We start from the raw sequence: 24,113 nt of genomic DNA, 5'->3' as shown, positions 1-24,113 counted from the left end.
TTAAATCATGATGTTATATTTGACGTTTGTCAAAAAACAGGCACAAAAAAACCGGCTTCTTGCCGGTTTTTTAATAGAGATATTAATTAATCTTGCTGTTCACGTGCGATTGCGCGATAACCAATATCGGTACGGAAATACACATCATCCCAGTGGATTTCATCAACCAATTTATAGGCGGCTTTTTGCGCTTCGGTGACTGTGTTACCCAGTGCCGTCGCACACAATACGCGACCGCCGTTGGTAACGACGTGGCCGTTTTTCATCTCAGTGCCCGCATGGAACACTTTACCGTCGTTATCGCCAAGGCTGAGACCCTCGATCACATCAAATTTACGATACTCATCTGGGTAACCGCCAGCGGCTAATACCACGCCCACGGCTGCGCGCTCGTCGTATTCAGCTGTCACTTTATCGAGTTCGCCACGGGTGGCGGCTAAACAGAGTTCCACTAAGTCTGACTTTAAACGCATCATAATCGGCTGAGTTTCTGGATCGCCGAAGCGGCAGTTGTACTCGAGCACTTTGGCGCTGCCATCGGGCGATATCATCAAACCCGCATACAAAAAGCCTGTGTAGACATTGCCTTCTGCCGCCATACCATCAACCGTTGGGCGAATCACGTTTGCCACAGTCCAATCGTGTACCGCTTGAGTCACCACAGGTGCTGGCGAGTAAGCGCCCATACCACCCGTGTTTGGACCATAGTCGCCGTTATCGCGGGCTTTATGATCTTGGCTGGTTGCCATTGGCAGAATGTTTTTACCATCTACCATCACGATAAAGCTGGCTTCTTCGCCCTTGAGAAACTCTTCAATCACTACGCGCGAACCCGCTTCGCCAAACTTGTTACCGGCGAGCATGTCATCAATTGCGGCATCGGCTTCAGCTTGGTCTTGCGCGATAATCACGCCTTTACCTGCGGCTAAACCGTCAGCTTTGATGACCACTGGATAACCCGTTGTGGCCGTTAATTCACGCACGAAGGCTTTAGCGTCGCTGATTTCAGTGCAGTTTTTGTAACCCGCAGTTGGAATATTGTGGCGGGCTAAAAAGTCTTTAGTGAAGGCTTTTGAACCTTCGAGTTGGGCTGCGGCTTTAGTAGGGCCAAAAATCGCTAAACCTGCGGCGTTGAAGGCATCGACGACACCGATAACGAGTGGTGCTTCTGGGCCGACTATGGTCAGTTCAATCTTATTGGTTTTCGCAAAATCGAGCAGAGCAGGGATGTCGGTGGCGCTGATCGCCAGATTTTCAACATTAGGTTCTAGGGCTGTGCCCGCATTACCGGGTGCTACATAAACGGTATCAACTTGAGCCGATTGAGCGGCTTTCCAAGCTAGGGCATGTTCGCGGCCGCCGCCACCAATGATTAACACTTTCATGGTTAAAACTCCCACACATCGCAAAGGAAAAGGCCCTAATCGCTAGGGCCAAGTTTGATTTAAGTTGTTATCAATGACGGAAGTGGCGCATGCCTGTCATCACCATGGCCATGCCGTGTTCGTCTGCTGCTTTGATGATTTCAGCATCGCGCATTGAGCCACCCGGTTGGATGATGCAGCTAATGCCCGCAGCCGCTGCGGCATCGATACCGTCACGGAAGGGGAAGAAAGCATCGGATGCCATTACAGAGTTCACTACTTCTAAGCCTTCATCGGCGGCCTTGATGCCAGCGATTTTCGCGCTGTAAACGCGGCTCATTTGGCCAGCGCCGACACCGATAGTCATGCCGTCTTTGGCATAAACGATGGCGTTAGATTTAACGAATTTCGCCACTTTCCAGCAGAACATTAAGTCTTTCAGTTCGCTTGCCGTAGGTTGACGTTTAGAAACCACTTTGATGTCTTCTAAACCGACCATACCTTGATCGCGATCTTGCACCAGTAAGCCGCCGTTAACACGTTTGTAGTCTAAGGTTTGGGTCTTAGTATTCCACTGACCACATTCTAATAAACGCACGTTGGTCTTTTTCGCAACCACATCGCGCGCCGCTTGGCTGACGCTTGGGGCGATAATCACTTCAACGAATTGACGCTCAACGATCGCACTCGCCGTCGCCGCATCTAATTCGCCGTTGAAGGCGATAATGCCACCGAAGGCTGAGGTTGGGTCAGTTTGATAAGCGCGGTTATAGGCATCGAGTAAGTCTTTACCTAAGGCCACACCACAGGGGTTAGCGTGTTTAACGATAACGCAGGCGGGTTCCAAGAATTCTTTTACGCACTCAAGGGCGGCGTCGGTATCGGCAATGTTGTTGTAAGACAAGGCTTTGCCTTGCAACTGAATCGCGGTAGCCACAGAAGCTTCATCAATTTTAGTGTCAACATAGAAAGCCGCGGCTTGATGGCTGTTTTCGCCATAGCGTAAGTCTTGTTTCTTCACTAATTGGGTGTTGAAAGTGCGTGGGAACTTAGAATCAGCAAAGCATTCGTCCGTGCTGTGTGCAGGAACCATAGTACCGAAGTAGTTGGCGATCATGCCATCGTAACCCGCAGTGTGCTCAAAGGCCGCAATCGCTAAGTCGAAACGTGTCGCATGGGTCGTGCTGCCATTGTTAGCCGTCATTTCTGCAAGTACGCGTGAGTAATCTGCCGCATTAACGACTATGGTAACGTCTTTGTGGTTTTTTGCCGCCGCGCGCACCATAGTTGGGCCGCCAATATCGATATTTTCGATAGCGTCTTCTAAGGTACAACCGGCTTTAGCCACAGTTTCAGCGAAGGGATAAAGGTTAACCGCAACTAGATCGATGGCATTGATATTGTTATCGGCCATCACGCTTTCATCAAGACCGCGGCGCGCTAAAATGCCGCCGTGCACTTTAGGGTGCAGCGTCTTAACACGACCGTCCATGATCTCAGGGTGTCCTGTGTAATCAGATACTTCGATAACAGGCACGCCGTTATCCGCTAACAAGCGAGCGGTGCCGCCAGTTGATAACAATTCTACACCTTGGGCGTGAAGTGCTTTGGCGAACTCGAGAATTCCGGTTTTATCTGAAACGCTTAACAGCGCGCGACGAATGGGTCTGGCATTATTTGCAGCAGTCATTTGGGTACAGGGTCCAGTTATTTTAGTTTCAAGGATCTTTCGGAAAACAGAACAGCCTTAACGCTGTACTGCTTTCCAAAAGTCCCTTGGTCCTATTTTTACTTTATTAGTTAACTTTTTATCCCTTCGTCACAGCGCGCGTATTCTAGCGTAAAACTCGATTTACGGGTGTTTTTTCTGCGTGATTTCACAATATTCATATCAGAACAAAGCGGCATTGCCGTGTTGGCTTTCAGTAAAGTTAAAATTACCCCTTGACCTTGGAGTAGGCTCCAAGGTTTATACTTGCATTATTGAGTTGTATGCTGGAAATGATCCCTGAGTTGTGGGCTATTTCGCAAAGGATGAAGACATGTATCGTATTGGTGAATTGGCGGATTTATGTGAGGTGAAAGCCGACACGTTAAGATTCTACGAGAAGCACGGCCTACTCGCGCCGTCGAGCCGTACTGAGTCTGGCTATCGAGTATATACCGAGGCCGATGCTGCGCGATTACGCTTTATTTTACGGGCGAAAGCTGTGGGTTTTACCCTCAATGAAATCAGTGAATTGCTGTCAATTGAACTCGATAAATCTAACCGAGTCTGTGCCGATGTAAAAGGCATGGTTGATTGTAAATTGGCTCAAGTACAGGCCAAAATTGCTGAGCTGAATCATTTTCAAGCGAGTTTACAAAGCTTGTCTGATGCTTGCTGTGGTGGGCCACGTAGCGCCGAACATTGCTCTATTTTAGAGACGTTGGAGTCCAGCATTGAGCGGGTACGCGTTGAGCATCACTCTCATAATGTAAATCAGTACCAAGCGCACCAGAATCATCACGGCAAAGCCATTTATGAAGAGTCAGGGAATTAATTATGTTACTGAAGAATTTTATTGATCTGTTTTTAGACTCGGCGCCTTGGTTATTACTGGGCCTGATTTTAGCTGGGCTATTAAAAGTATTCGTGCCAATGGCGTGGATGCAAAAGCAGCTCGGTGGTCACGGTTTTAAAACCGTAGTGAAAGCGGCGCTGCTTGGCGCACCTTTACCTTTATGTTCTTGTGGGGTTATTCCTGCGGCGGTAGGATTGCGCCGTTCTGGTGCCTCTAAAGCAGCAACGACTTCCTTTTTAGTGTCGACGCCAGAAACGGGCGTCGATTCAATCGCCGTTTCCTACGTGTTACTCGGCCCCTTTATGGCGATCGTCAGACCGATTGCAGCTATTACCAGTGCGATAGTGGCGGGCTTACTCGTTGGTCGCGATGATGACGATGGCAAGTCAGTGGTTAAGGTAGATACTCAATCAGATAAGCCATTAGAGGGTGAGGCGTCTTGCTGCGCTTCAAAATCAGTGGCTCAGCCAGAGATGGTAAAAGCCGAAGCGGTTAAAAGCTGCTGCTCATCGACTAGGCCTGCGATAACACCCGTAAAGTCTTCCTGCTGCGGTAATGACAATGTTGATGCACCTGCAGCCGAGCCAAAGCCGAAGATCAAAATGACGCCTATGGCGGCGCCGAGCTTAATGGCGGGTCCTTCAAGTGTTATGGCTGTTGGCGGTCAAACCATGGGATCTGCTCAAACTATGGGTTCTGTGGTTAAGGTTAACGCTGTTAAAGTAGAAAGCGTGGGGTCATGTTGTGGCAGTCAAACCACAGAGCCTGAAAAAATAGTGGTGGTGAAAAAAGGCGCTTGCTGTGGTGGCAGAGCTAAGGATGCTGAGCAGGTGAGTGCTAACACTGCAGGCGATAGCTGCTGTGCGTCTACTCAAGATATGGCGACTGAGTTTAAATCGCAATCCGTATTAAGCCGTGTCGGAATTGGCCTTAAATATGCGGCAACGGATTTAGTGCGTGATACTACGCTGTGGCTGCTGGTGGGCTTATTTTTCGCAGCTCTGGTACAAACCTATGTGCCGGCTGACTTTTTGGCTAAATGGGGCGATGGCATTCTGGCTATGCTAGTGATGGTGCTCGTTTCTGTGCCTATGTATATTTGCGCGACCGCATCGACACCGATTGCCGCTGGATTATTATTGGCGGGTGTGTCACCGGGTGCTGTACTCGTGTTTATGATGGCAGGTCCGGCAACCAATATCGCGACTTTAGGCATAGTGGCTAAAGAGCTAGGTAAACGTGCGCTGTGGGGCTACCTTGGCGGTGTGATTGGCGTGGCTTTAGTGGCCGGTATGTTGGTCAATTATCTGGTTAATACCTTTGGTTTTGTGGTGATGCCACAAATTGGTGAAGAGCATCAAATGTTACCTCAATGGTTAGTGGCAACCTCTGGCATATTGCTGGCGTTACTCATGGCAAAAGTGGTTTTTGAGAAGATCCCAAGAAGCTGGGTTCGCCGCAACGATTGCTGTTCTTAGTCTATTCATATTCCGCTAAGCAGTATCAAACAAATAAACATCCCAGTGTTGTTGCTAACACTGGGATTTTTTATGGGATTGATTTGCAAACCTATCAGTATTTGCTTGCTTTTTTATCGTCGATAAACGTAGGCGGCCTGTCTGCTTCAGCCTTGTGAATCAATTAGGATGGGAAGGAGCTTATCTCCGCCAAGGTTAAGTTGCGCCATTTCCCAACCTCGATATCTAAGGCCACAGCTCCAATTTGCGCCCTGTGTAGGGCAACCACTTTATTGCCCACGGCGGCAAACATCCTTTTGACTTGATGAAACTTGCCTTCGGTGAGCGTGAGTAGCACGGTTTTTTCATCCACTTGCTGCAGTGCTGCTGGCAGAGTGAGGGCGGTTTCGCCCTGTAGATTTAGCCCTGCGGCAAACTTTGCGGCTATGGCTGCAGTCGCTTCGCTGTCGAGTGGATCTCGCAGTTGAACACGATAGATTTTTTCGCACTGATATTGAGGCGAGATAATATTAAACGACCAGCGTCCATCGTCAGTCAGTAGCACTAAGCCTGTGGTATCAGCATCTAGGCGGCCAACTATGTGCAGGTCAAATGCGCGATCGATATCGAGTAGATGAAATAGCGAAAGGTAGGCTCCATCCACATTTGAGCACAAGGTATTAGCAGGTTTGTGCAACATGATATAGCGAGATGGGCGTGGCGCTAGCGGCTTTCCATTAAGGCTGACAGTATTATTTTCATGCACTTGCATCGCGCAGTCTGTCGCGATAGCGCCATTGACTGTGATTGAGCCGCTAAGAATGGCGACACTTGCGGCTTTGCGATCAAGATCTGTGCTTTTACAGAGGAATTTGTCGAGGCGCATAGTGAAATCTCAGGAAAAACAGTCAGCACAGGTGTTTAAGTAAGCTGCATTATCGCGACTTAGGGAGGATAAGCAACTGCCCTGTCTGAATGTTAAAACTAAGCGTACTGATTTTTAACGTTATGACCTTTGTGGATCATCTTGCTGTTCGTTTTGTGTTGATTTGACCGCAGATGTTTTCTATTTGAGCCACTCGATGAGCATGTCGTTTACTAAGTGGCTGCTTATTGAGTCGCAGTGCAATGTATTTTATGGGACTTGTTAAGGCGAGGAAAAACTTGGCTTAGTGTTAATAAGTAATTGAGCAAAAATGTAAATACTGCTCAGAATACAGCATATGCCTAAATAAATGAGTAAGCCGAACTCCGTTTGGCCAAAACTGCTGGCCACTAATGGGCCTATCACTGACCCCACCGAATAGCTCAGCAGCATCACTTGAGTCGCTGAAACAATTTGGCTAGCAGGCAAGTCGTCACAAGCTAAGCTGATTGCAATCGGGTAAAGGGCAAAAGCGCTGGCGCCAAGCAAGAGAAATCCAATAATCAGCGTCATATTTGAATGCTGAGTGAGTAGCAATAATGCTGCGACACCCAGTAGGCAAAAGCTTACTATCAAGCCACTTTTATTAACTCGAGGAGATAAATAACTGACTAAAGGTTGTACCAGCATGCCACCTACAATGATGAGGGCCATAAATTGTCCTGTTTGCTGATCAAGCCCCATATCCAGTGCCACATAGATGGGAAGTAAACCATAGATAGGGCCAAGCAATAATCCAGAGACTAAACATCCCATAATGGCAGGCTGACTTAGGTTTTTTAGCGCAGACAATGACATTGATTGTTGTTCGCTTACCTGAGGTTGACCACGTTTTACCAGTAGTGCGGGTAAACTTGCCGCGGCTAATAATCCCATGATCACTAGGTAAGGTAGGTTGCCCTTTGTACCTAAATAATCAATGGCTAATTGTCCTAAGGCAGTGCCTCCATAAAGCGCTGTCATATAAAGTCCAAGCCGCTTAGCGCGTTGCTTTTGGGTATCGGCCATTAATAGCCATGATTCAACAACAACAAAAATCCCTGCAACCGCAAATCCCGCTATAAGTCGAGAGGCTAACCAGACTCCACTTTTAGGGATTAATATCATAGCGACAACGCTGCAAAGAAGGATATTCAAAAAAAGGATAAAGGCTTTACTGTGGCCGATACGGGCAACAACAGGAGCAATACAAGGCGCCCCCAGTAATAAACCTAAATAAAAAATACTGGCCAGTAATGGAGCAAGTGAGGTGCTGAGTTCGAAAAAAGTGAGCGACAGTGGGATTAAGCTCATTAAGTAGCCTGATGCCAAAGCAAACAAACTTAACCCTGCTACTGGGACGAAAAGGCTGGGCTTTTGAGCCGACTGAGTTAAGGCAATTTTTTCCACGGCGGTTCCGAAAACAGACAAATATTATACGCTAGGCGGGGTTGCGGTCGCGACTTTAGGCTGGATCGCTGACAGGGTAAAGTGAGTTAGATTGACTGTGGTGGTGAATAATATTTGTGTTTACTATTCATGTAGATATTGGGTTTTCTATGTTGCTTTGTTGCAATACGTTTGTGTTGGTCGCTTGCTGTTCACTGCGTCGCAGTTTTAGTGCACATTCAACGATACCTAGATTCGATTTAGCGCTACACACATTCAATTTTGTGCCAAATTTGGGGAATAATACCTAATCCTACCAATGATCAGAAGGTATGATTAATTAGTTGATTATCACCTTGGTAGAAAGTGTGGCGTGATCTATATCTCAGTTTTAAACATTAATAAAATTACAACGTGGGCAAGGTTTTGTTCGATCTTTGTCCGTTTGAAATTTTAAAACAAAGGTGTCGATCAGAATTTGGTGATTATTGTCGCTAATCGGCCGTTTGTGCGTGCTAGCTCAGCAATAAATGTTGTTGCCAAGTGATAAAATTACAAAATAAACCGCTTTGCCAAGTGTGATCTATGCCCTAAATTTGCGTCAAAATAAAATGGTATTAAGGTTGTAACCATGTCTTTAACAGATTCAAGTACTGCTCCACCTAATAAAGCTCCCGTCAGCGAGGGGCTCGATAAGAAAAAAATGCTGATCCTAGTGGCTGATATTGTGCTGTTATTTGCACTTTATTACGGTTTACCTTTCGAACAAGGGGTGAATACTGGGCTGGCCATTTTGTTCTTTGCAGCGATTCTTTGGCTGACCGAAGCGATTCACATCAGTATCACTGCGATTCTCGTTCCTATACTCGCCGTATTCTTTGGGGTGTTTGAAACCAAGGAGGCGATGAGTAACTTTGCCAATCCCATCATTTACTTATTCTTTGGTGGTTTCGTATTGGCTGCGGCCTTGCACCATCAAAAGATTGATACTCTCATAGCGCAAAAGCTGCTGCTAGCCTCTAAGGGCAAACTCAGTATCGCCTGTTTGATGCTGTTTGGAGTAACTGCGCTGCTATCGATGTGGATCAGCAATACCGCCACTACGGCTATGATGTTGCCATTGGCACTCGGGATTTTGCAGCAGCTCGACCGCGAAAAATACCACAGCACCTATGTATTCTTACTGCTCGGTATTGCCTATTCGGCCAACATAGGCGGTATCGGTACTTTAGTGGGTAGCCCACCGAATGCGATCGCCGCGGCGCAAGTGGGCTTAAGTTTTAGTGATTGGCTGAAGTTTGGTATTCCAACCGTTATCCTCATGCTACCTATGATGTTGATTGCCTTGTATTGGTATTTTAAGCCTGATCTTTCTGCCAAATTCGATGTGAATGTTGAAGCTCAGAAGCTGACATTTCAGGGGAAATTTACTCTGCTTATCTTCCTGACTACCGTATGTTGCTGGATTTTCAGTGTACCGTTAGCTAAGGCATTAGGTGGCATCACTCAGTTTGATACCATAGTCGCCTTAGGGGCCGTCGTTTTACTCTCGGGCTTAGGTTTAGTCGGCTGGAAGAAAATTGAATCGACCACAGATTGGGGTGTACTCATATTGTTTGGTGGTGGTTTAACACTGAGCGCAGTACTAAAAACGACTGGCACCAGCGTATTTTTAGCTCACTGGATGACAGATATTTTCGGCAGCACTCACATGTCGTTGTTCGTCTTTGCTGTGATTGCTTTTGTGGTGATGTTGACTGAATTTGCCAGTAACACCGCCAGCGCTGCACTGTTAGTGCCTGTATTTGCTGCGATTGCTGAGGCATTAGGCATATCGCCTGTAATGTTATCTGTACTGATTGGTATTGCAGCTTCTTGCGCCTTTATGCTGCCGGTGGCGACACCGCCCAATGCTATCGTTTATGGTTCTGGCCATATCAAGCAATCGGAAATGGTGCGAGTGGGTATGATCATCAACTTTATCAGTATGATAGTCTTGGGTATTATCGCTCATACCTTCTGGGATATTTAACACTGACATAGTTCATGGAAACTTTGTGTTTTAACGTTGCCGTTAGAATAGTATTCGCCTTATGAAGAGCATAGGGCGGATACGCATTTTGTTTTTAGCTGAGTCGTCGTACCGAGTTTTTGGGCTTAGTGTCAGGCTTAGTGTTTCGAAGCTTACTCTATGCTTATGTTTTGCACTTAATTTGAGGTTAAGTTGCGACTAAAAGTATTTGCGCTATAAATTGCTTGATGTTGATAACGTAGATAAAAGATTTCTTTTACGTTGATGATATCAATCTGTTCAATGTTATTTTTATATAATACGGGAGTGGTATCGCCTTCAGTGACAGTAACGGCTTGTAAAATAATAGGCTTATCTGTTGTGGCAAAAAATACTTCTGCTTGCTGTAAATTCTCGGAAAGATAAACATAAGCCGTCTGCGGCTCGGCAGAATTATGATCACTGCGAGTAAAGGCTATCCCTTGCTCAAATGGGCGAATGCATTGCTGAGTTTCATCGTTCCAAGTCCCTCCCTTGTCGAGACAAGTATCAATTGTGAGATGTTGTTGTAAACCCCATCCTGTCACCACTAGCAAGAGTACTGCGCCCAGTAAGAACATTGCTTTTTTCAATTTTCGTTACCTTTACAAAATTAGCTCGGCTGAGCGTTTGTATCTTAGCTCAATCCTCTTATTTATAGGCATTTAACCATTGGTTAAACGCTGAGGAGGGTAAAGCTCCGGCTTGCTGGGTGAGTATGTGGCCTTGTTTAAAAATCATTAAGGTTGGAATAGATCGAATATTAAATTGAGCCGCGAGGGCTTGCTGTTCTTCAGTATTGATTTTACCGAAGCGAAATTGAGGCTCCCAAGTTTTAGCTGCTGCAGAAAATATGGGCGCAAAACTTTTACAGGGCCCACACCAGCTGGCCCAAAAGTCAACGACTAGGGGAAGCTCTGATTTATTAGCATGGTTGGCAAAGTTTGCGCTATTGAGTTCAATTGGCGCAGCCGTAAAGACACTGAGCTTACATTTACCGCAAGTGGGTTGTTGGTTTAAACGCTCATCGGGAACGCGGTTTAACGTATCGCAATGGGGGCAGGCAATAATCATGGCAAAGCTCCAAAATAAAACGTTTATACGACTTATATATTGGGCTAACCGACAGTAATTTAAAGGGCGAGTGATGATGTTATCGCCCATGATGACCTTATTATTAAGGATTAAGCAGTGAACCAAGCTGCAGAAATGTTTAGATTGCGCCGACAAGCCCGCTCTTCGGTGATAAAATCCTGCGCAAAGTTGAATATCACGCCCTAAGTGCGAACAAGAAAAGAGAATGAAGATATGACTGAATTAGAAGTAATCGATCTGCAAGTGGGCGAAGGAAAAGAAGCGGTAAAAGGCGCACTAATCACCACCCAATATCGTGGATTTTTGCAGGATGGTACCCAATTCGATTCATCCTATGATCGGGGTCAGGCGTTTCAATGTGTAATTGGTACTGGCCGTGTGATTAAAGGCTGGGATCAAGGTATTATGGGGATGAAAGTCGGTGGCAAACGTAAGTTGTTAGTCCCAGCTCATTTAGCCTATGGCGAGCGTCAAGTGGGGGCACATATCAAACCAAATTCTGATCTCACCTTTGAGATCGAATTGCTCGAAGTGCTGACTCGCGACTAAGCGTGACAGGACTGCGAGAGTCTGTGTAAGCTCGATTGAGCCAATATGATTCTGGCTCATCTTGTACTCCTCGCTATGTTGCTTCGGCATAGGGTGATTTACACTAGACTCAATTTTCCCACTTAAAGGAAAGAGATTTGTCGTGGCTTCGGATACTGCAGCAGAGTTAATTGCGCAACTTCAGGCTGAGATCGCTCAGCTAAAAAGTGAAAACGCTCATTTAGCAGCGTTGAATTATCGTGCCGAAGAAAAACTCTTTGCGGCCCTCGATGGTAATGGTTTATGTCTATGGGAACAGCATATTCCAAGCGGAAATTTAACCATATTTAACATGCGCTGGGGTGAAATGCTCGGGTTTAGTCCTGAAGAGTTTGCTGCCCATGTTGATATCTGGAAAAGTAAATTACACCCCGAAGATAAAGAATGGGTGATAAAAGCCTTTGAAGATCATGTGAATGGTCAAGCCGATTACTATCAAGCAGTTCACAGAATGCTACACAAAGATGGCAGTATAACCTGGGTGTCCGATCGTGGGCGTATTGTCGAGCGCTTAGCTGATGGAACACCATTGCGAATGATGGGCAGCCATATCGATATTACTCAAGAAAAGCGCTACGAAATAGATTTAGCCCGCTTAGCCCACAGTGATCCACTCACCAACTTAATGAATCGCCAAGCTATTGCCAAAGTATTCGATGAATCCTCGCAACCAGGTATTCGCGGTGCGTTATTTTTTATCGACCTTGATGGTTTTAAAGCGTTAAATGACCGTCACGGCCATAAGTTTGGTGACAGCCTGTTGATGCACGTTGCGCATACTTTGGTATCTCATGCAGGTGAATTTGCGCATATCGCACGGTTAGGGGGTGACGAGTTTGTGATATTACTGCCGTCATTTGATCGTGAATCTTTAGGGGCGCTCGCACAATCATTGCTCGATGTTTATAGAGATAAATTCCTGCTAGAAGGTTGTGAAGTAGAGGTAGGCCTGAGTATCGGTATTGATATATTTGGCTATGGTGATAGTTTTGCCGAGAGTTGTGATCGCGCGGATGCCGCCATGTATCGCGTGAAACACCAAGGAAAGCATGGATATTGTTTTTATCAGTAAGCAGATGATTACTATCCCTTAACTTGCCTAGCGAACATCAATTGGCGTGACATTTGAAGAGCCGCAACCCCAAAGTTCAACCGCGGCTGTTTGTTTGTTGGGTACGCCAATCCAATGACTCATGGCTTGGCATTGCACTTTTCCTGAGATTTGAGTGAAGCAAAGTTCAAAATCCCCTGCTTCGGGCGTGCGACCTAAGCGCAACACAGGCAAAATGGGCAGCTTGGGCTGATAATGCCAGCTGCCATTTTTAAGATAGGCATCATCTGGGATTTCCATTCCAGCACCCGTACCTTTCACTCTTGCTTCGACCAACACTAATCCTTGTGGCGTGACGTTATAGTCTTCCTCCCAGCGAATTTTTTCTATGCTGTGGTTCCATGCCAAGGTGAAGTTGTCTGTGGGCACTTGTGCCCACAGTGTGCCCGCTAGGCCTAAGCACAGGCCTAGCATCTGTTTACCTTCAATGGCTGATTAATAACCAATAATATCAAGAGCTTATCCTTGCTCTGCAAGACGTTTGAGTTTGCGTGCTCGCCAGCTGTGTTGCACGATAAATAGCAGCGCGAGCCCAAAGCCAATTTCATCACTCAACGGCGTAGCAAGAATTAAGCTCGCACCCGCAAGGAAGCCGATAACGCGTTCCCACCAGTAGAGTTTTTGTAAAAGATATCCGGTAAAGATGACGCCCCAAATACCAATACCCACAGTCGCTTTTAGCAAGACAAACCCAGTGGCTAACCAGCTATCACCTTGAAGCATCAAAGCGGGATCGTAAACCGCCATAAAGGGGATCACAAAACCTGCAATGGCGATACGGATTGCCCAAAGGCTGATCTTAAGGCCTGATTCCTTCGCGATTGGTGCTGCGGCAAAACAGGCTAAGGCAACGGGAGGCGTGAGATCGGCCATGATGCCGAAATAAAATACAAACATATGCGACACAATCAGTGGCACACCGAGGTCGAGTAATGCGGGAGCGGCAATCGAGCTAGTAATAATGTAGTTAGGGATTGTGGGGATCCCCATGCCGAGCACTAGGCAAGTGACCATAGTTAACACGAGTGATAAGAACAAGTTATCTTGGCCAACGGCAAGAATATAGCTCGCGAAGGTCGAGGCAATTCCTGTCAGTGACACTATGCCGATAATTACACCGACTAAAGCACAGGCGATACCCACAGGCACGGCATGACGGGCGCCTTCTACCAGTGCATGCAAGCAGATGGTGAGAGTATCTCTGCCGCCTTTAATAAACCAACAAATGGCGACTAATAAGGCGATAACCCCAAATACGACCCCGATCCCGAGTTGGAAGAAGCCAGCGCAAAGGATGCCAAGGGCAATCCAAAAGGCAATGCGCATTGCCATAGAGGAAAGCCGCAGTACTATGGCTGAGCCTAAAATTACTATCGATGTGAGGGCGAGTCCTACCATGCCTGAGAACAGCGGCGTTCTACCCGAAAACAGCAAGTAGACTAAAATAAACAAAGGGATAAGGAGATACCAACGCTCTTTAATTGCCGCCCATGGATTCGGGCACTGATCTTTAGGCAGGCCACAGAGATTGGCGCGTTTGGCTTCTAAATGCACCATCCAAAATACGGAGCAGAAATAAAGTAGCGCAGGGATCAATGCCGCTTTGGCTATCTCGATAAAGGGGACGTTAATGGTTTCGGCCATGATAAAGGCCACTGCGCCCATGATCGGCGGCATGATTTGGCTGCCCATACTCGATGTTGCCTCTACCCCGCCGGCGAAGGCTGGGCGATAACCGAATCGTTTCATGAGTGGAATGGTAAATTGGCCCGTTGTGACCACGTTGGCAACACCTGATCCTGTAATCGTCCCCATCAATGCCGATGACACTACCGCAACTTTTGCAGGACCGCCGAGCTTGTGGCCAAATAATCCCATGGCAAAGTCGGTAAATAAACGGATCATTCCGGCTTGTTCTAAAAAGGAACCGAAGAGAATAAACAGGAATATATACGTCGCCGACACATAGGTTGGTGTGCCGTATAGCCCTTCGGTACCGAAGGCTAATTGATTGATGATCTGATCGAATCCATAGCCGCGGTGCATTAAGTCACCGGGTAAATATTGGCCAAATAAGCCATACATCAAAAAGATGCTACAGATGATAGGTAGCGCCCAGCCCATGACTCGGCGCGCTGCTTCAAACACTAATACGATCAAAGTGATACCTATCACTATATCCGCATCGGTCAGATCGCCTGAACGTTGAATTAAGTCGGCTTCGAAATACCACTGATAAGCCGCTGTGGCCATGCCAGCTAGACCGAGTAGCCAAGCGAGTGGCTGCCAAGGCTGAGATTTTCCTTTAGCGGGATAACTTAAAAAAACCACTAACAGTAAAAAGCCCACATGGGTGGCACGCAGTACTTGAGTCGAGACGGGATGAAAAGCGGCAGTGATGATTTGAAAAATAGAAAAAATTAAGGCTGTATAAAATAGAGCCTTGGGCCAATCGCCAGTATTTGCGCTGAGACCTTGTTGGGGATCACTCATATTATGCCTCACAGCATTAGACTACAGAGATGATATAAACGAGATGCCGTTATTTAACGGCATCTCAATTGCTTAGTTTGGAATAGGATGCACAGATATCAGTAAAACTTAGAGTGCACCAACTTCTTTGTAATAACGTTCTGCACCTGGGTGCAGTGGTATTGGCAGATTTTTCGTCGCTTTATCTACGCTGATGGTCTTCGCGGCGGAGTGCGCGTTACCGAGTCGGTCTAAGTGCTCGAACATGAGTTTTGTCATCTGATAGGCTAAATCATCCGATACACCGCTTTGAGTCACCAGTAAATTTTGAATGGCGACGGTAGAAACGTCGGTGGTTTGGCCTTCATAGGTGGATGCTGGGATCACGCCATGTTGATAGGCGGGATTGTTAATCTTAGCGATCACATCTTCTGGAATTTCAACAAAGTTGATTGCCATAGTCGCAGCTAAGTCACGGATAGCAGCCATGCCGAGACCGGAAGATTGTAAAGTGGCGTCTAATTGACGATTTTTGATTAGCTCAACGGATTCGGCATAGGGTAAAAACTCGACTTTCCCCATGTCTTCGTAACTTAGTCCCGCAGCCTTGAAAATCGATCTGGCATTGAGTTCTGTCCCTGATTTAGGGGCACCCACTGAGATACGTTTTCCCTTTAAATCGGCCAAGGTTTTAATACCAGACTCTTTATTGGCGACGATTTGAATGTAGTTAGGATAAGCCGAGGCAAGTACTCGGATTTTATCCAGCGGCGTTTTAAAGCCTGCATCAATATCACCTTGATATGCTGCTGCGACTGAATCACCTAAAGCGAACGCTAATTCACCACGACCCGCTTGCAATAAATTGAGGTTTTCTACTGAGGCTTTAGTTGCTTGAACTGAGGTTTTAGAACCTTCGATTCCTGTGCCGTAGAGTTGCGACAGCGCAACGCCAATAGGGTAATACACACCACTGGTGCCGCCTGTGAGAATGTTGATAAAGGCGGGGGCAGCAGCCATAGCGGCAGCACTGAGTGTGAGAGTCACTGCTGCGCCGACGGCGACAAAACGTTTTTTGATTTTCATTATGAAATATCCTTATTTTTTATAGTGTTATGTAGGGTCTTTCGAGCGGTAAATACCGTAATCAGCTCAATATAACTACATAAAACCTGAAAAAGGTCAATTAGGCTATAGTCGATAGCGGCTACTTTTGTATCACAAAACTGAGATCTGAGACTGTTTTGAGCAAGGTTGTATTGTGAGGTGAAACTTGGTTGGTTCAATGAAGCGGGCAATAAAAAGGGCTAACCTAAGTTAACCCTATTTGTGTTATTAGAGGACAAACCTCCTAATAACAAGACACTATTTAGTGTTATCTAAGAAACCTTTAGTTGCGTTTTTCGCATGTTTTGCTGCTCTTTTCTCTTTAGGAGACATCAGCGGTTGTTTCTTCGATTCTTTACGGTTTTTTTGCTCTTTACTCATATAAAACTCCATGTACTCTTTGGTTATTCATCAGGCTAATCATGTAAGCCGTACTTAATTGAACCTATTCCATGACGTCCTGATTGAAGCGAAATTTTTATCTCGAATTACAACATTTTAAATTACAAATATCTAAAATCATTGATAATTATCTGTGAATTTATTTGCCTCAATGAGCGATTACAGCAAAATAATCTTATCACCGAATTCCGTACCATGATCCATCTATCACTTAGAATAATTAATGCTAATGCTAGCGTTAAACTGTATAAGAAATATGCGAACAAGGACACAGTACCTCTATTTTTGTCATTGTTTGTGGTTTTAGTGGGCCCTAATTGGAGGCTTAACTAAGTACCATATGCCTAACGTCGGCTCGATTTACCTAACATGCCACCTAATATACCGCGCAAAATTTGTTTACCTAATTGGCTGCCAACCGTGCGTGCAGCTTGTTTTGACAAGGTTTCAGCTAACCCTTGACGGCGCTTATTACCAAAAATAAGTTCACTGAACCAACCTTGTTCTTCGGCTTTTTGGCCCGTTTGAGCATCACTTGCTGTGGATGTGGTGTCGCTGGTGGCGTTACCAACTCGTCTCTGGTTAAGGCGTTCGTAGGCCGATTCGCGGTTGATTAACTGATCGTATTTACCTCCAATCGGGCTTTGGACACGGACTTGTTGTAACTCCTCACTTGTGGCGGGTCCCATGCGGCAACGTGGCGGTGCGATGAGCGCGCGCTCGACCATAGTTGGCACGCCTTTGTCGGCTAACATAGACACTAAGGCTTCACCTACAGCGAGCTGGGATATGACGTCGCTAACAACCAGTTTGGGGTTAGGCACAAAGGTTTCGGCGGCGGTTTTAACGGCCTTTTGATCCCTTGGCGTGTAAGCTCGCAGGGCATGTTGAATACGATTACCTAATTGTCCGAGAATTTCGCTTGGGACATCATCAGGAAATTGCGAGCAAAAATAAACGCCTACGCCTTTTGAGCGAATTAGGCGCATGATCTGTTCGACGCGTTTTAATAGACTCGGTGGGCAACCCTCAAAGAGTAAATGCGCCTCATCGATAAAAAACACTAGCTTAGGTTTTTCGGGATCGCCGACTTCGGGCAGATTCTCAAATAATTCTGAGAGTAGCCATAGTAAAAAACTTGAATATAAACGGGGAGTTAAAATCAGTTTGTTTGCTGCTAATAAATTGATAATGCCGCGTCCTTGCAAATTAGTGCGCATTAAATCTTCAAGCTGTAACGCGGGTTCACCAAAAAAGTCTTTGCCACCATCGCGCTCTAATCCTAGTACCGAGCGTTGAATTGCTGCGAGGGATTGGGCGCTGATTAAACCATATTTGGCGGAGATTTCTTTGCGTTCCTCGGCAACTAAGGCCAGCATGGCCCGCAGATCATCTAAGTCGAGCAGTAATAACCCTTGGTCGTCCGCTAGTTGAAAGACTATGTCTAAAATACCGCTCTGGGTGTCATTCAATTCTAAAATTCGGCCGAGTAAGGTTGGGCCCATTTCGCTGATGGTGGTACGCAGCGGGTGGCCTTGAACGCCCGCTAAATCCCATAACACTACAGGATTGGCTTCGTTGTGATAATCCTCAATGCCAATTTGAGTTGCCCTTTGTAATAGCTTTTCACTTGGAGTGCCGGTCATCGCTAGACCCGAGATATCGCCTTTAACGTCTGTGATAAAAACTGGCACGCCTTGGCGTGAAAAACCTTCGGCAATACTCATCAGCGACACGGTTTTGCCTGTCCCTGTGGCACCGGCAATTAACCCATGGCGATTGGCATACTTAAGATTTAAGTGAACCTGTTGTTCACCTTTTCCTATTAATAGCGTATTCAAAGGCATTCCTTATGTTAACGGTAGGGCTTATATTGGAATCGTTGCAGCATCCTTATTTTAGCCACTGTGTATTTAATCCACTTTAGTGTCGTCGTTCATGCGTATAAAAATTCATCATTGAGTGTTGGCCTTAGCGTAATTTATGTCAACATGGGGCCTGAATAAGCTTGATATCACTTAGTAAAAATGTGTGATTGGCAATATGGGCGTTACCTATGAATGAGGTGTGTTATTTGGGTCATTCACTGAGGCGTGCTTGATGGTGAAATTCCCTTTGATTATGCTGCTCTTGTTCTTTACTGTGCTGACATCTGCCTGCACCTAATGAGTCTGTGGTGCAAGAACCTGTGTTGAATCTTATGAGCCTATGCGAGATAAACAGCGCTGTGTTGCTGAGGTGGATAAAAACCTTTATTTGTATGAAAAACTAAAAGCATTAGAAGAAAATCAACGGCTGAAAATGGCCAAAGAACAAGCCACTCAAAAATCGTTAATGTAGAAAGGATATCTATGAAAGGTGCGGGCGGAACACAGGGCGGGACGGGACAATTTTTTATGGGTCTTGCCATGATGTGTGGTGGATTTTATTTATTGTTCAATGCAATACAGGTGAGCTCTAGTTTTGGACTGGGCTATGGCTTATATCGAGTGAATGCCTTTGGGCAAGGCATGTCGATTACCACTGGCATGGTGATGCTACCGTTTATTATCGGTATTGTGATGGTGTTTTTTGACGCTAAGAGTAAGTTAGCTTGGCTGTTGAGTCTAGGTTCGCTAACGGCCTTGGTTGTGGGCGTGATCAGCTCGATTCAATTCCACTTTAAATCTATGTCGGCCTTTGAACTTATCGTGATCCTCGTTTTGGCCTTTGGTGGTTTAGGGTTGTTTTTACGCTCACTGAAAGACGCGCCCACAAGCGATACACAAGCGAAATAACCACTAGACTCTTAATCGCTAGGCTTTTAACCACTAGGCGCTAGAGTGCAAATACGAAATCAGAGCTGTGCATCTAAGTGGCTCAAATAGCGATTTAACGAACGGTTTAACGAGAGTTTTTAACTACAGAGTGAAGGAATGCGATGCGCTGGCGTGACACTGACAGAAGCTCCAATATCGAAGACAGACGCGGCCAGCAAATGGCATCTGCGGGTGTGCCGAGTGCCTTGTTACTCAGGTTCTTGCCCTTTTTGCTGAGAACTAAACTTGGCCGCGTGGTGTTGCTCATCGGCGGCATTTATATTGCTTTTCAGTATTTTACCGGTGGTCTTTCACTTGACCCGAATACTCAAACTCATCTTAGCCAATCCCAATCTAGCTCAACAACAGCGGTACAGGATGAAAATGCCCAGTTTGTGGCGGCCATTTTAGGCACCACAGAAACCGTTTGGGGCCAGTTGCTCAAAGGGCAATATCGAGAGCCTAAGTTAGTGCTTTATCGCAATATGACCTCCACTGGCTGCGGTATGGGACAGGCGCAGTCTGGGCCTTTCTATTGCCCCGCCGATAGCAAGGTGTATATCGATCTTAGCTTTCTTGATGAGCTTAAAACCTTAGGCGCGCCCGGTGATTTTGCCTTTGCCTATGTGATTGCCCACGAGGTGGGTCACCATGTGCAAAACCTGCTGGGCACTAGCACTAAGGTGCGCCAAGCCCAGCAATCTGGCAGTAAAGTGCAAGCGAATCAATTGAGTGTCGCACTTGAATTGCAGGCTGATTGCTACGCAGGGATTTGGGGGCATTATGTCAATCAACAACTTAACTTACTTGAAGCGGGCGATTTAGCGGAAGGCATTGCCGCCGCCAGTGCTGTGGGTGACGATCGCTTGCAACAGATGGCGGGTCGCGCCGTACAGCCCGATGCTTTTACCCATGGCAGTTCGGCGCAGCGGGTTAAATGGTTTAAGACGGGGTTTGATTCGGGTAATCTCGCCAGTTGTAATACCTTTGCGGCGAAGTGATTTAGTCTGATATCTCAAATACGTACCGAACAGAAATGCAAGGATAACTGAGTGGCCTTTAACGATACTTTTAGATTGAGCAGCCACGCGGTTATTACTAATGCGCAGAGGCAAGTGCTGTTGCTTAAGGCCAATTACGGTAACTTTGCTTGGGGTTTGCCCGGCGGCGCACTCGAGCCTGGTGAAACGATTCACGAGGCCTTGGTGCGCGAATGCCAAGAGGAATTAGGCTTAGGTGTGCAGGTTAACTATTTGAGCGGCGTGTATTATCACAGCGCCTATCAATCCCAAGCCTTTATTTTTCGTTGTGAACTGCTATTGCCTGATGGGCCTGAGGTGGCAAAAGATGGTGCAGAAGGTGAGCCATTGCCGATCCACTTAAGCCACGAACACTCAGAGTTTGCCTTCCACGATATCGACACCCTCAGCGCGGTTCAGCAGCAAAGAATTAAAGATTGCCTCAATTTCAACGGGATTGTCATGAGTGCAAAGTTTTAATGCTTTACTGGCAAACCGCCGGCCGTTAATCGGCTTGGGTTTGCGCGAGCAAGGTTTCTAAGCAATGTTCCTTGATCCCGTAATAGGCTTTGATGTCAGCAATTTGCGCGAGGATTGCGGCGCTGTCTTTCTGATTATTTTGTGGCTTTTTAACGGCCAAAATCATCTTATTTTTATTGGTATGTTCTAGGCTGATAAATTCAAACACCTTAGTCGCATAACCATTGGCCTCCAAAAATAGCGCACGTAATGAATCCGTCACCATTTCAGCCTGTTGGCCCATATGCACCCCATATTGCAGCATAGGTTTAAACAACTCTGGGCTGTGCATCTGCGGGCGAATTTGTTTATGGCAGCAAGGCGAACACATAATGATGTCGGCATTGGCGCGAATACCATAATGAATCGCATAGTCAGTGGCGATATCGCAGGCGTGCAGCGCGATCATCACATCGGTTTGCTTAGGCGCGTGGGTTCTCACATCGCCGCAGACAAATGACAATCCTTGATGATCCAGCGTAGCCGCTGTTTCATTACATAAATCGGCCAAGGCTTGGCGTAATTCCACCCCAGTCACTTGCGCATCATTGTGAAGGCTGTGGCGAAGGTAATCATGGATTGCAAAGGTGAGATAACCTTTACCTGAACCAAAATCGACCACATTGATTGGTTGGTCATTCTTGTGGAGTGAGGCTTCGAGCGCTTGGCTAAAAACCTCAATAAATTTATTGATTTGCTTCCATTTACGCGACATCGCAGGGATAAGATTATGTTGGCTGTCCGTCACCCCGAGCTTGGTCAGGAAGGGACGTTCAATATCCACAAAACGCTTTTTCTCACGGTCATGTTCTAAGGGCGCCGCGACGGCTTGTTTAACGTTATGTGTGCTGATTTGGACTTTGCCTTTTTTGCTGATCTCAAGTTGAACTTCTGCCTGCGCCGTAGCTAAGTGGGCACTTTTAAAATCGCTACCGAGTAACAGTTTTATGCTGGCTAACCCTTCGTCATAACTCAGGTTTTTAGTGATGTGATTCGTCTGGTGTTGATACACAAACGACAGCATAGGTTCATTCTGCAAACTGATCGGCCGAATCGTAATGCGCTGCAAGCTTTTATCTGCTCCTCGGTACTTACTCAACAATAGTTTGATCAGACTATTCTTCGCCAAGCTGTCAGCCAAAAGCTGGTAAAAATCATCAAAAGAATTAAGCGCTGAATGGGACATTATTGTTTCCGAAAAAGTAACCAAGAAAAACAGGGTGAGTATTCTAACCGCGATCCGCCGCTACCTAAAGTTATTCTCATCGAGAAGGGGTTTGGGGCAGAGCTCCGCTGCTGATCTATCTGTTGAAATTCGTAATCTCGTGTAGGTTTTTGGCAAGCGGGATTTTGTCCCAACTCTTGTTTGAATTATTTAATCAAAGTCAAAGTCAACATCGTGGGGCTTCACCCCACACCCGACCAAGGAGGACTGCTCGTCCTATCCTCCTTGGATGCTCCATGACGCCCCCAACGGAGTTGAAAGCCCCTTGTGCTCATTGCCAAATTTGCTATCGCTTCCGAAGGATGCGTCCCTGCACCTGCGAAAGCTAGCTCGCCATCCATGGCGAGACTCACGCAATTTGTCTATTCGCCCTGCGGCAACTCCGAGGGGATGCGTATTCCGTCGATTTTTGAGTTGTCTGATTGGTCACTTAAAGCATTAAAGAGTTGTGGATGTCCTGTTTCATCCGTTTCTTATTAGGTATTTAGCTTTCTTTTATAACAACAAAGTCAATAAATTTACCCAGAAGATTCTCTGCATGAGTGGTTGCTATAATTTCACCGTGTTCATCTTTGGTAAAACCATCTATTCCTTTTAAAAGCATTAGTATCGTATTTCTACTATAAACGTCTCTATGATAGCGAGGGTGTTTCCCATCATGCCTATCCGAATACACCTCTGGTGGTTGCAGAACTGGGTTAATACCTTTACGAACAACTTTCTTTAGTTTTTCATTGTCAGAAAGTGTTTCTTTCGCTTTAGCTATTGGAGTTAATCCTTCATCGACATAAGATTTAAACAAAAACTCATGTTTTTCTGTAATTTCCTCTTTAATGTATAACTTATATTGTTTAATAATTTTTCTACGTTTTCGCTTCGAAAAAAAATCTGAGGCAATAGCGATTGGAGCTATCAGTAAAACTATTGAGAATAGGAATCCAAAAAAGTAGATGGGTAGGCGAGCTAGGTGTACAAAGACATTCCCAACAAATACATTATCCCAAAAAGAAACATCCTCTTCAGAATCTATATATTTTGAAAGCCTAATCTCCCTTATTCCAGCTATCTTCCCAAAGATCTCAAGCTCAACATCTGAGCCTGCTAAATGTAAAGCTAATATCTTTATCGTATAACTCTCACCCTCCTCAAGGATAATCTGGGGAAGTAATATAATTTTTTCCGTATCAATACTAGGTAAAGCAGAAGACTTTAAATAATCATTGGTTGAGCTAATTTGTTCAGACTTTAAAAACTTCCCTTCTTTGATTGTTAAGTTTAGAGGGTATTTATCATCGTAATATCCATTAAGTATAGGAGCTCCACCATCATTCTTAATTCTCAAAAATAGAACTGATAAAGTCTGGTTCAAGCTTTTTATATCTACGTCTCCATAGAATACCTTTAACTCGTTAACATCCTCTTTAACATCAAGAACGTTGGTATCGTTTAATACCTCAATAATAAGCTCTGGATTATTTACACGAAAAAATTCAGTATAAATTGTTAGGCTACCGAAAATTGCAGCCAGCATGAATCCTAAAAACGACCATGCAAACCTCTTATCCAGATTGTTAAAAGATGAAATAATGCTCATCTATGAAATACACTCCTTTCTTATTTGCCTAACGTCTTAGTATTTATGCGCTGCGCTGTTTGCAGGGCATAAATCGTTTGTTGGACTTGGTCGCTGTGTCGTGGCACATCCATGTCAATTGATATAAATGATGCTATAGGAATCTGCTATTTTGCGGTAGCGGTTTTTTATACAGTTTGATGGGTAATCACTTGATATCGTTTTAGCTTTATCATCCTTTGCTGGCTAGCAGAGATACGCAAAGGTTAATAGGATTAAGCACTGTCATGGAAGTGACCGTTGACGGCATGGATGTCGTCGTCGAGCCCTCAGGGATGAGTTAATGGCGAGTCACTGGAATGACAGTGCTTAATTAATTTAGTCATTATGACGCCATTGCAAAGTAAGATGCGGCAACTTGTCATTCGTCCTATGGTTCTCGTCTAGTGGCTCTTGTATTGTGGATCAAGCGCGCA

The 24,113-nt window shown here is 45.7% G+C and carries 22 protein-coding genes; 9 read left to right on the top strand and 13 right to left on the bottom strand.

What is annotated here, in order from left to right; genetic code table 11:
• Positions 1–86 precede the first annotated feature (86 nt).
• Together purD and purH are read right to left on the bottom strand one after the other, a co-directional pair.
• On the bottom strand, positions 87–1,385 hold the full coding sequence (purD, locus tag ACHA99_RS20355) for a phosphoribosylamine--glycine ligase (protein WP_393944653.1): 1,299 nt from the start codon (positions 1,383–1,385) through the stop codon (positions 87–89).
• 70 nt (positions 1,386–1,455) lie between these two features.
• Positions 1,456–3,054, bottom strand: a complete 1,599-nt coding sequence (gene purH, locus ACHA99_RS20350) for a bifunctional phosphoribosylaminoimidazolecarboxamide formyltransferase/IMP cyclohydrolase (RefSeq protein ID WP_393944651.1) — start codon at positions 3,052–3,054, stop codon at positions 1,456–1,458.
• A gap of 352 nt (positions 3,055–3,406) precedes the next feature.
• On the opposite strand from purH, the gene zntR reads away from it, so the two are divergent.
• On the top strand, positions 3,407–3,907 hold the full coding sequence (gene zntR, locus ACHA99_RS20345; RefSeq protein ID WP_393944649.1) for a Zn(2+)-responsive transcriptional regulator: 501 nt from the start codon (positions 3,407–3,409) through the stop codon (positions 3,905–3,907).
• A 2-nt stretch (positions 3,908–3,909) separates the two neighbouring features.
• Positions 3,910–5,406 (top strand): SO_0444 family Cu/Zn efflux transporter, encoded by a 1,497-nt coding sequence (locus ACHA99_RS20340; RefSeq protein WP_393944647.1) that lies wholly within the window; start codon positions 3,910–3,912, stop codon positions 5,404–5,406.
• Between the two features lie 163 nt (positions 5,407–5,569).
• On the opposite strand, the gene ACHA99_RS20335 is transcribed toward ACHA99_RS20340, so the two are convergent.
• Complete coding sequence (locus ACHA99_RS20335) at positions 5,570–6,271, bottom strand: pseudouridine synthase (RefSeq protein WP_393944645.1); 702 nt, start codon at positions 6,269–6,271, stop codon at positions 5,570–5,572.
• A gap of 261 nt (positions 6,272–6,532) precedes the next feature.
• Positions 6,533–7,699, bottom strand: a complete 1,167-nt coding sequence (locus ACHA99_RS20330) for an MFS transporter (protein WP_173496227.1) — start codon at positions 7,697–7,699, stop codon at positions 6,533–6,535.
• Between the two features lie 610 nt (positions 7,700–8,309).
• Here ACHA99_RS20330 and ACHA99_RS20325 point away from each other — a divergent pair.
• Positions 8,310–9,710: a DASS family sodium-coupled anion symporter gene (locus tag ACHA99_RS20325; protein ID WP_168827785.1), complete on the top strand. Its 1,401-nt coding sequence runs from the start codon at positions 8,310–8,312 to the stop codon at positions 9,708–9,710.
• Between the two features lie 176 nt (positions 9,711–9,886).
• Here the strand turns inward: ACHA99_RS20325 and ACHA99_RS20320 are convergent, their stop codons facing one another.
• Positions 9,887–10,321, bottom strand: a complete 435-nt coding sequence (locus ACHA99_RS20320; RefSeq protein ID WP_393944642.1) for a hypothetical protein — start codon at positions 10,319–10,321, stop codon at positions 9,887–9,889.
• Positions 10,322–10,379: 58 nt separating this feature from the next.
• On the bottom strand, positions 10,380–10,802 hold the full coding sequence (gene trxC, locus ACHA99_RS20315) for a thioredoxin TrxC (RefSeq protein WP_212599577.1): 423 nt from the start codon (positions 10,800–10,802) through the stop codon (positions 10,380–10,382).
• Between the two features lie 234 nt (positions 10,803–11,036).
• Here trxC and ACHA99_RS20310 point away from each other — a divergent pair, with 234 nt between their 5' ends.
• Both ACHA99_RS20310 and ACHA99_RS20305 read left to right on the top strand, forming a co-directional pair.
• Entirely contained in the window at positions 11,037–11,372 is a 336-nt protein-coding gene (locus tag ACHA99_RS20310; RefSeq protein ID WP_011845636.1) for an FKBP-type peptidyl-prolyl cis-trans isomerase, read from the top strand.
• Positions 11,373–11,514: 142 nt separating this feature from the next.
• A complete protein-coding gene (locus ACHA99_RS20305; RefSeq protein ID WP_393944639.1) occupies positions 11,515–12,483 on the top strand; it encodes a diguanylate cyclase domain-containing protein in 969 nt (322 codons plus the stop codon).
• Between the two features lie 27 nt (positions 12,484–12,510).
• Here ACHA99_RS20305 and ACHA99_RS20300 read toward each other — a convergent pair whose 3' ends face one another.
• From ACHA99_RS20300 to ACHA99_RS20280, 5 genes are all read right to left on the bottom strand, one after another.
• Positions 12,511–12,936, bottom strand: a complete 426-nt coding sequence (locus tag ACHA99_RS20300; RefSeq protein ID WP_393944637.1) for a DUF1850 domain-containing protein — start codon at positions 12,934–12,936, stop codon at positions 12,511–12,513.
• A gap of 45 nt (positions 12,937–12,981) precedes the next feature.
• A complete protein-coding gene (locus ACHA99_RS20295) occupies positions 12,982–15,015 on the bottom strand; it encodes a TRAP transporter permease (protein WP_113939235.1) in 2,034 nt (677 codons plus the stop codon).
• Positions 15,016–15,123: 108 nt separating this feature from the next.
• A complete protein-coding gene (locus tag ACHA99_RS20290) occupies positions 15,124–16,080 on the bottom strand; it encodes a TAXI family TRAP transporter solute-binding subunit (RefSeq protein WP_105250372.1) in 957 nt (318 codons plus the stop codon).
• Positions 16,081–16,359: 279 nt separating this feature from the next.
• Positions 16,360–16,482, bottom strand: coding sequence for a hypothetical protein (locus ACHA99_RS20285; RefSeq protein WP_105250371.1), 123 nt, complete (start codon positions 16,480–16,482; stop codon positions 16,360–16,362).
• A gap of 365 nt (positions 16,483–16,847) precedes the next feature.
• Entirely contained in the window at positions 16,848–18,344 is a 1,497-nt protein-coding gene (locus tag ACHA99_RS20280; RefSeq protein ID WP_263183358.1) for a DUF853 domain-containing protein, read from the bottom strand.
• A 367-nt stretch (positions 18,345–18,711) separates the two neighbouring features.
• On the opposite strand from ACHA99_RS20280, the gene ACHA99_RS20275 reads away from it, so the two are divergent.
• The 4 genes from ACHA99_RS20275 (at position 18,712) to ACHA99_RS20260 (ending at position 20,800) form a co-directional block, all read left to right on the top strand.
• On the top strand, positions 18,712–18,843 hold the full coding sequence (locus ACHA99_RS20275) for a hypothetical protein (RefSeq protein WP_263179985.1): 132 nt from the start codon (positions 18,712–18,714) through the stop codon (positions 18,841–18,843).
• Positions 18,844–18,854: 11 nt separating this feature from the next.
• Positions 18,855–19,280 carry a hypothetical protein gene (locus ACHA99_RS20270; protein WP_107949438.1) on the top strand — a complete coding sequence of 142 codons (426 nt, stop codon included), beginning with the start codon at positions 18,855–18,857 and terminating at the stop codon, positions 19,278–19,280.
• A gap of 143 nt (positions 19,281–19,423) precedes the next feature.
• Positions 19,424–20,302: a neutral zinc metallopeptidase gene (locus ACHA99_RS20265; RefSeq protein ID WP_393944633.1), complete on the top strand. Its 879-nt coding sequence runs from the start codon at positions 19,424–19,426 to the stop codon at positions 20,300–20,302.
• A gap of 51 nt (positions 20,303–20,353) precedes the next feature.
• The gene (locus ACHA99_RS20260; protein WP_393944631.1) at positions 20,354–20,800 is read left to right on the top strand and encodes an NUDIX hydrolase; all 447 of its coding nucleotides are present in this window, start codon (positions 20,354–20,356) and stop codon (positions 20,798–20,800) included.
• A 25-nt stretch (positions 20,801–20,825) separates the two neighbouring features.
• On the opposite strand, the gene ACHA99_RS20255 is transcribed toward ACHA99_RS20260, so the two are convergent.
• A complete protein-coding gene (locus tag ACHA99_RS20255; RefSeq protein WP_393944629.1) occupies positions 20,826–22,025 on the bottom strand; it encodes a class I SAM-dependent methyltransferase in 1,200 nt (399 codons plus the stop codon).
• A gap of 523 nt (positions 22,026–22,548) precedes the next feature.
• Positions 22,549–23,658 carry a hypothetical protein gene (locus ACHA99_RS20250; RefSeq protein WP_393944627.1) on the bottom strand — a complete coding sequence of 370 codons (1,110 nt, stop codon included), beginning with the start codon at positions 23,656–23,658 and terminating at the stop codon, positions 22,549–22,551.
• Between the last annotated feature and the right edge of the window lie 455 nt (positions 23,659–24,113).

The sequence above is a fragment of the Shewanella sp. S23-S33 genome (genome assembly GCF_043359565.1).
Classification (GTDB): Bacteria; Pseudomonadota; Gammaproteobacteria; order Enterobacterales; family Shewanellaceae; genus Shewanella; species Shewanella oncorhynchi.
Note: the sequence above shows the minus strand (reverse complement) of the source record. Positions and strands in the feature narration are given on the sequence as shown.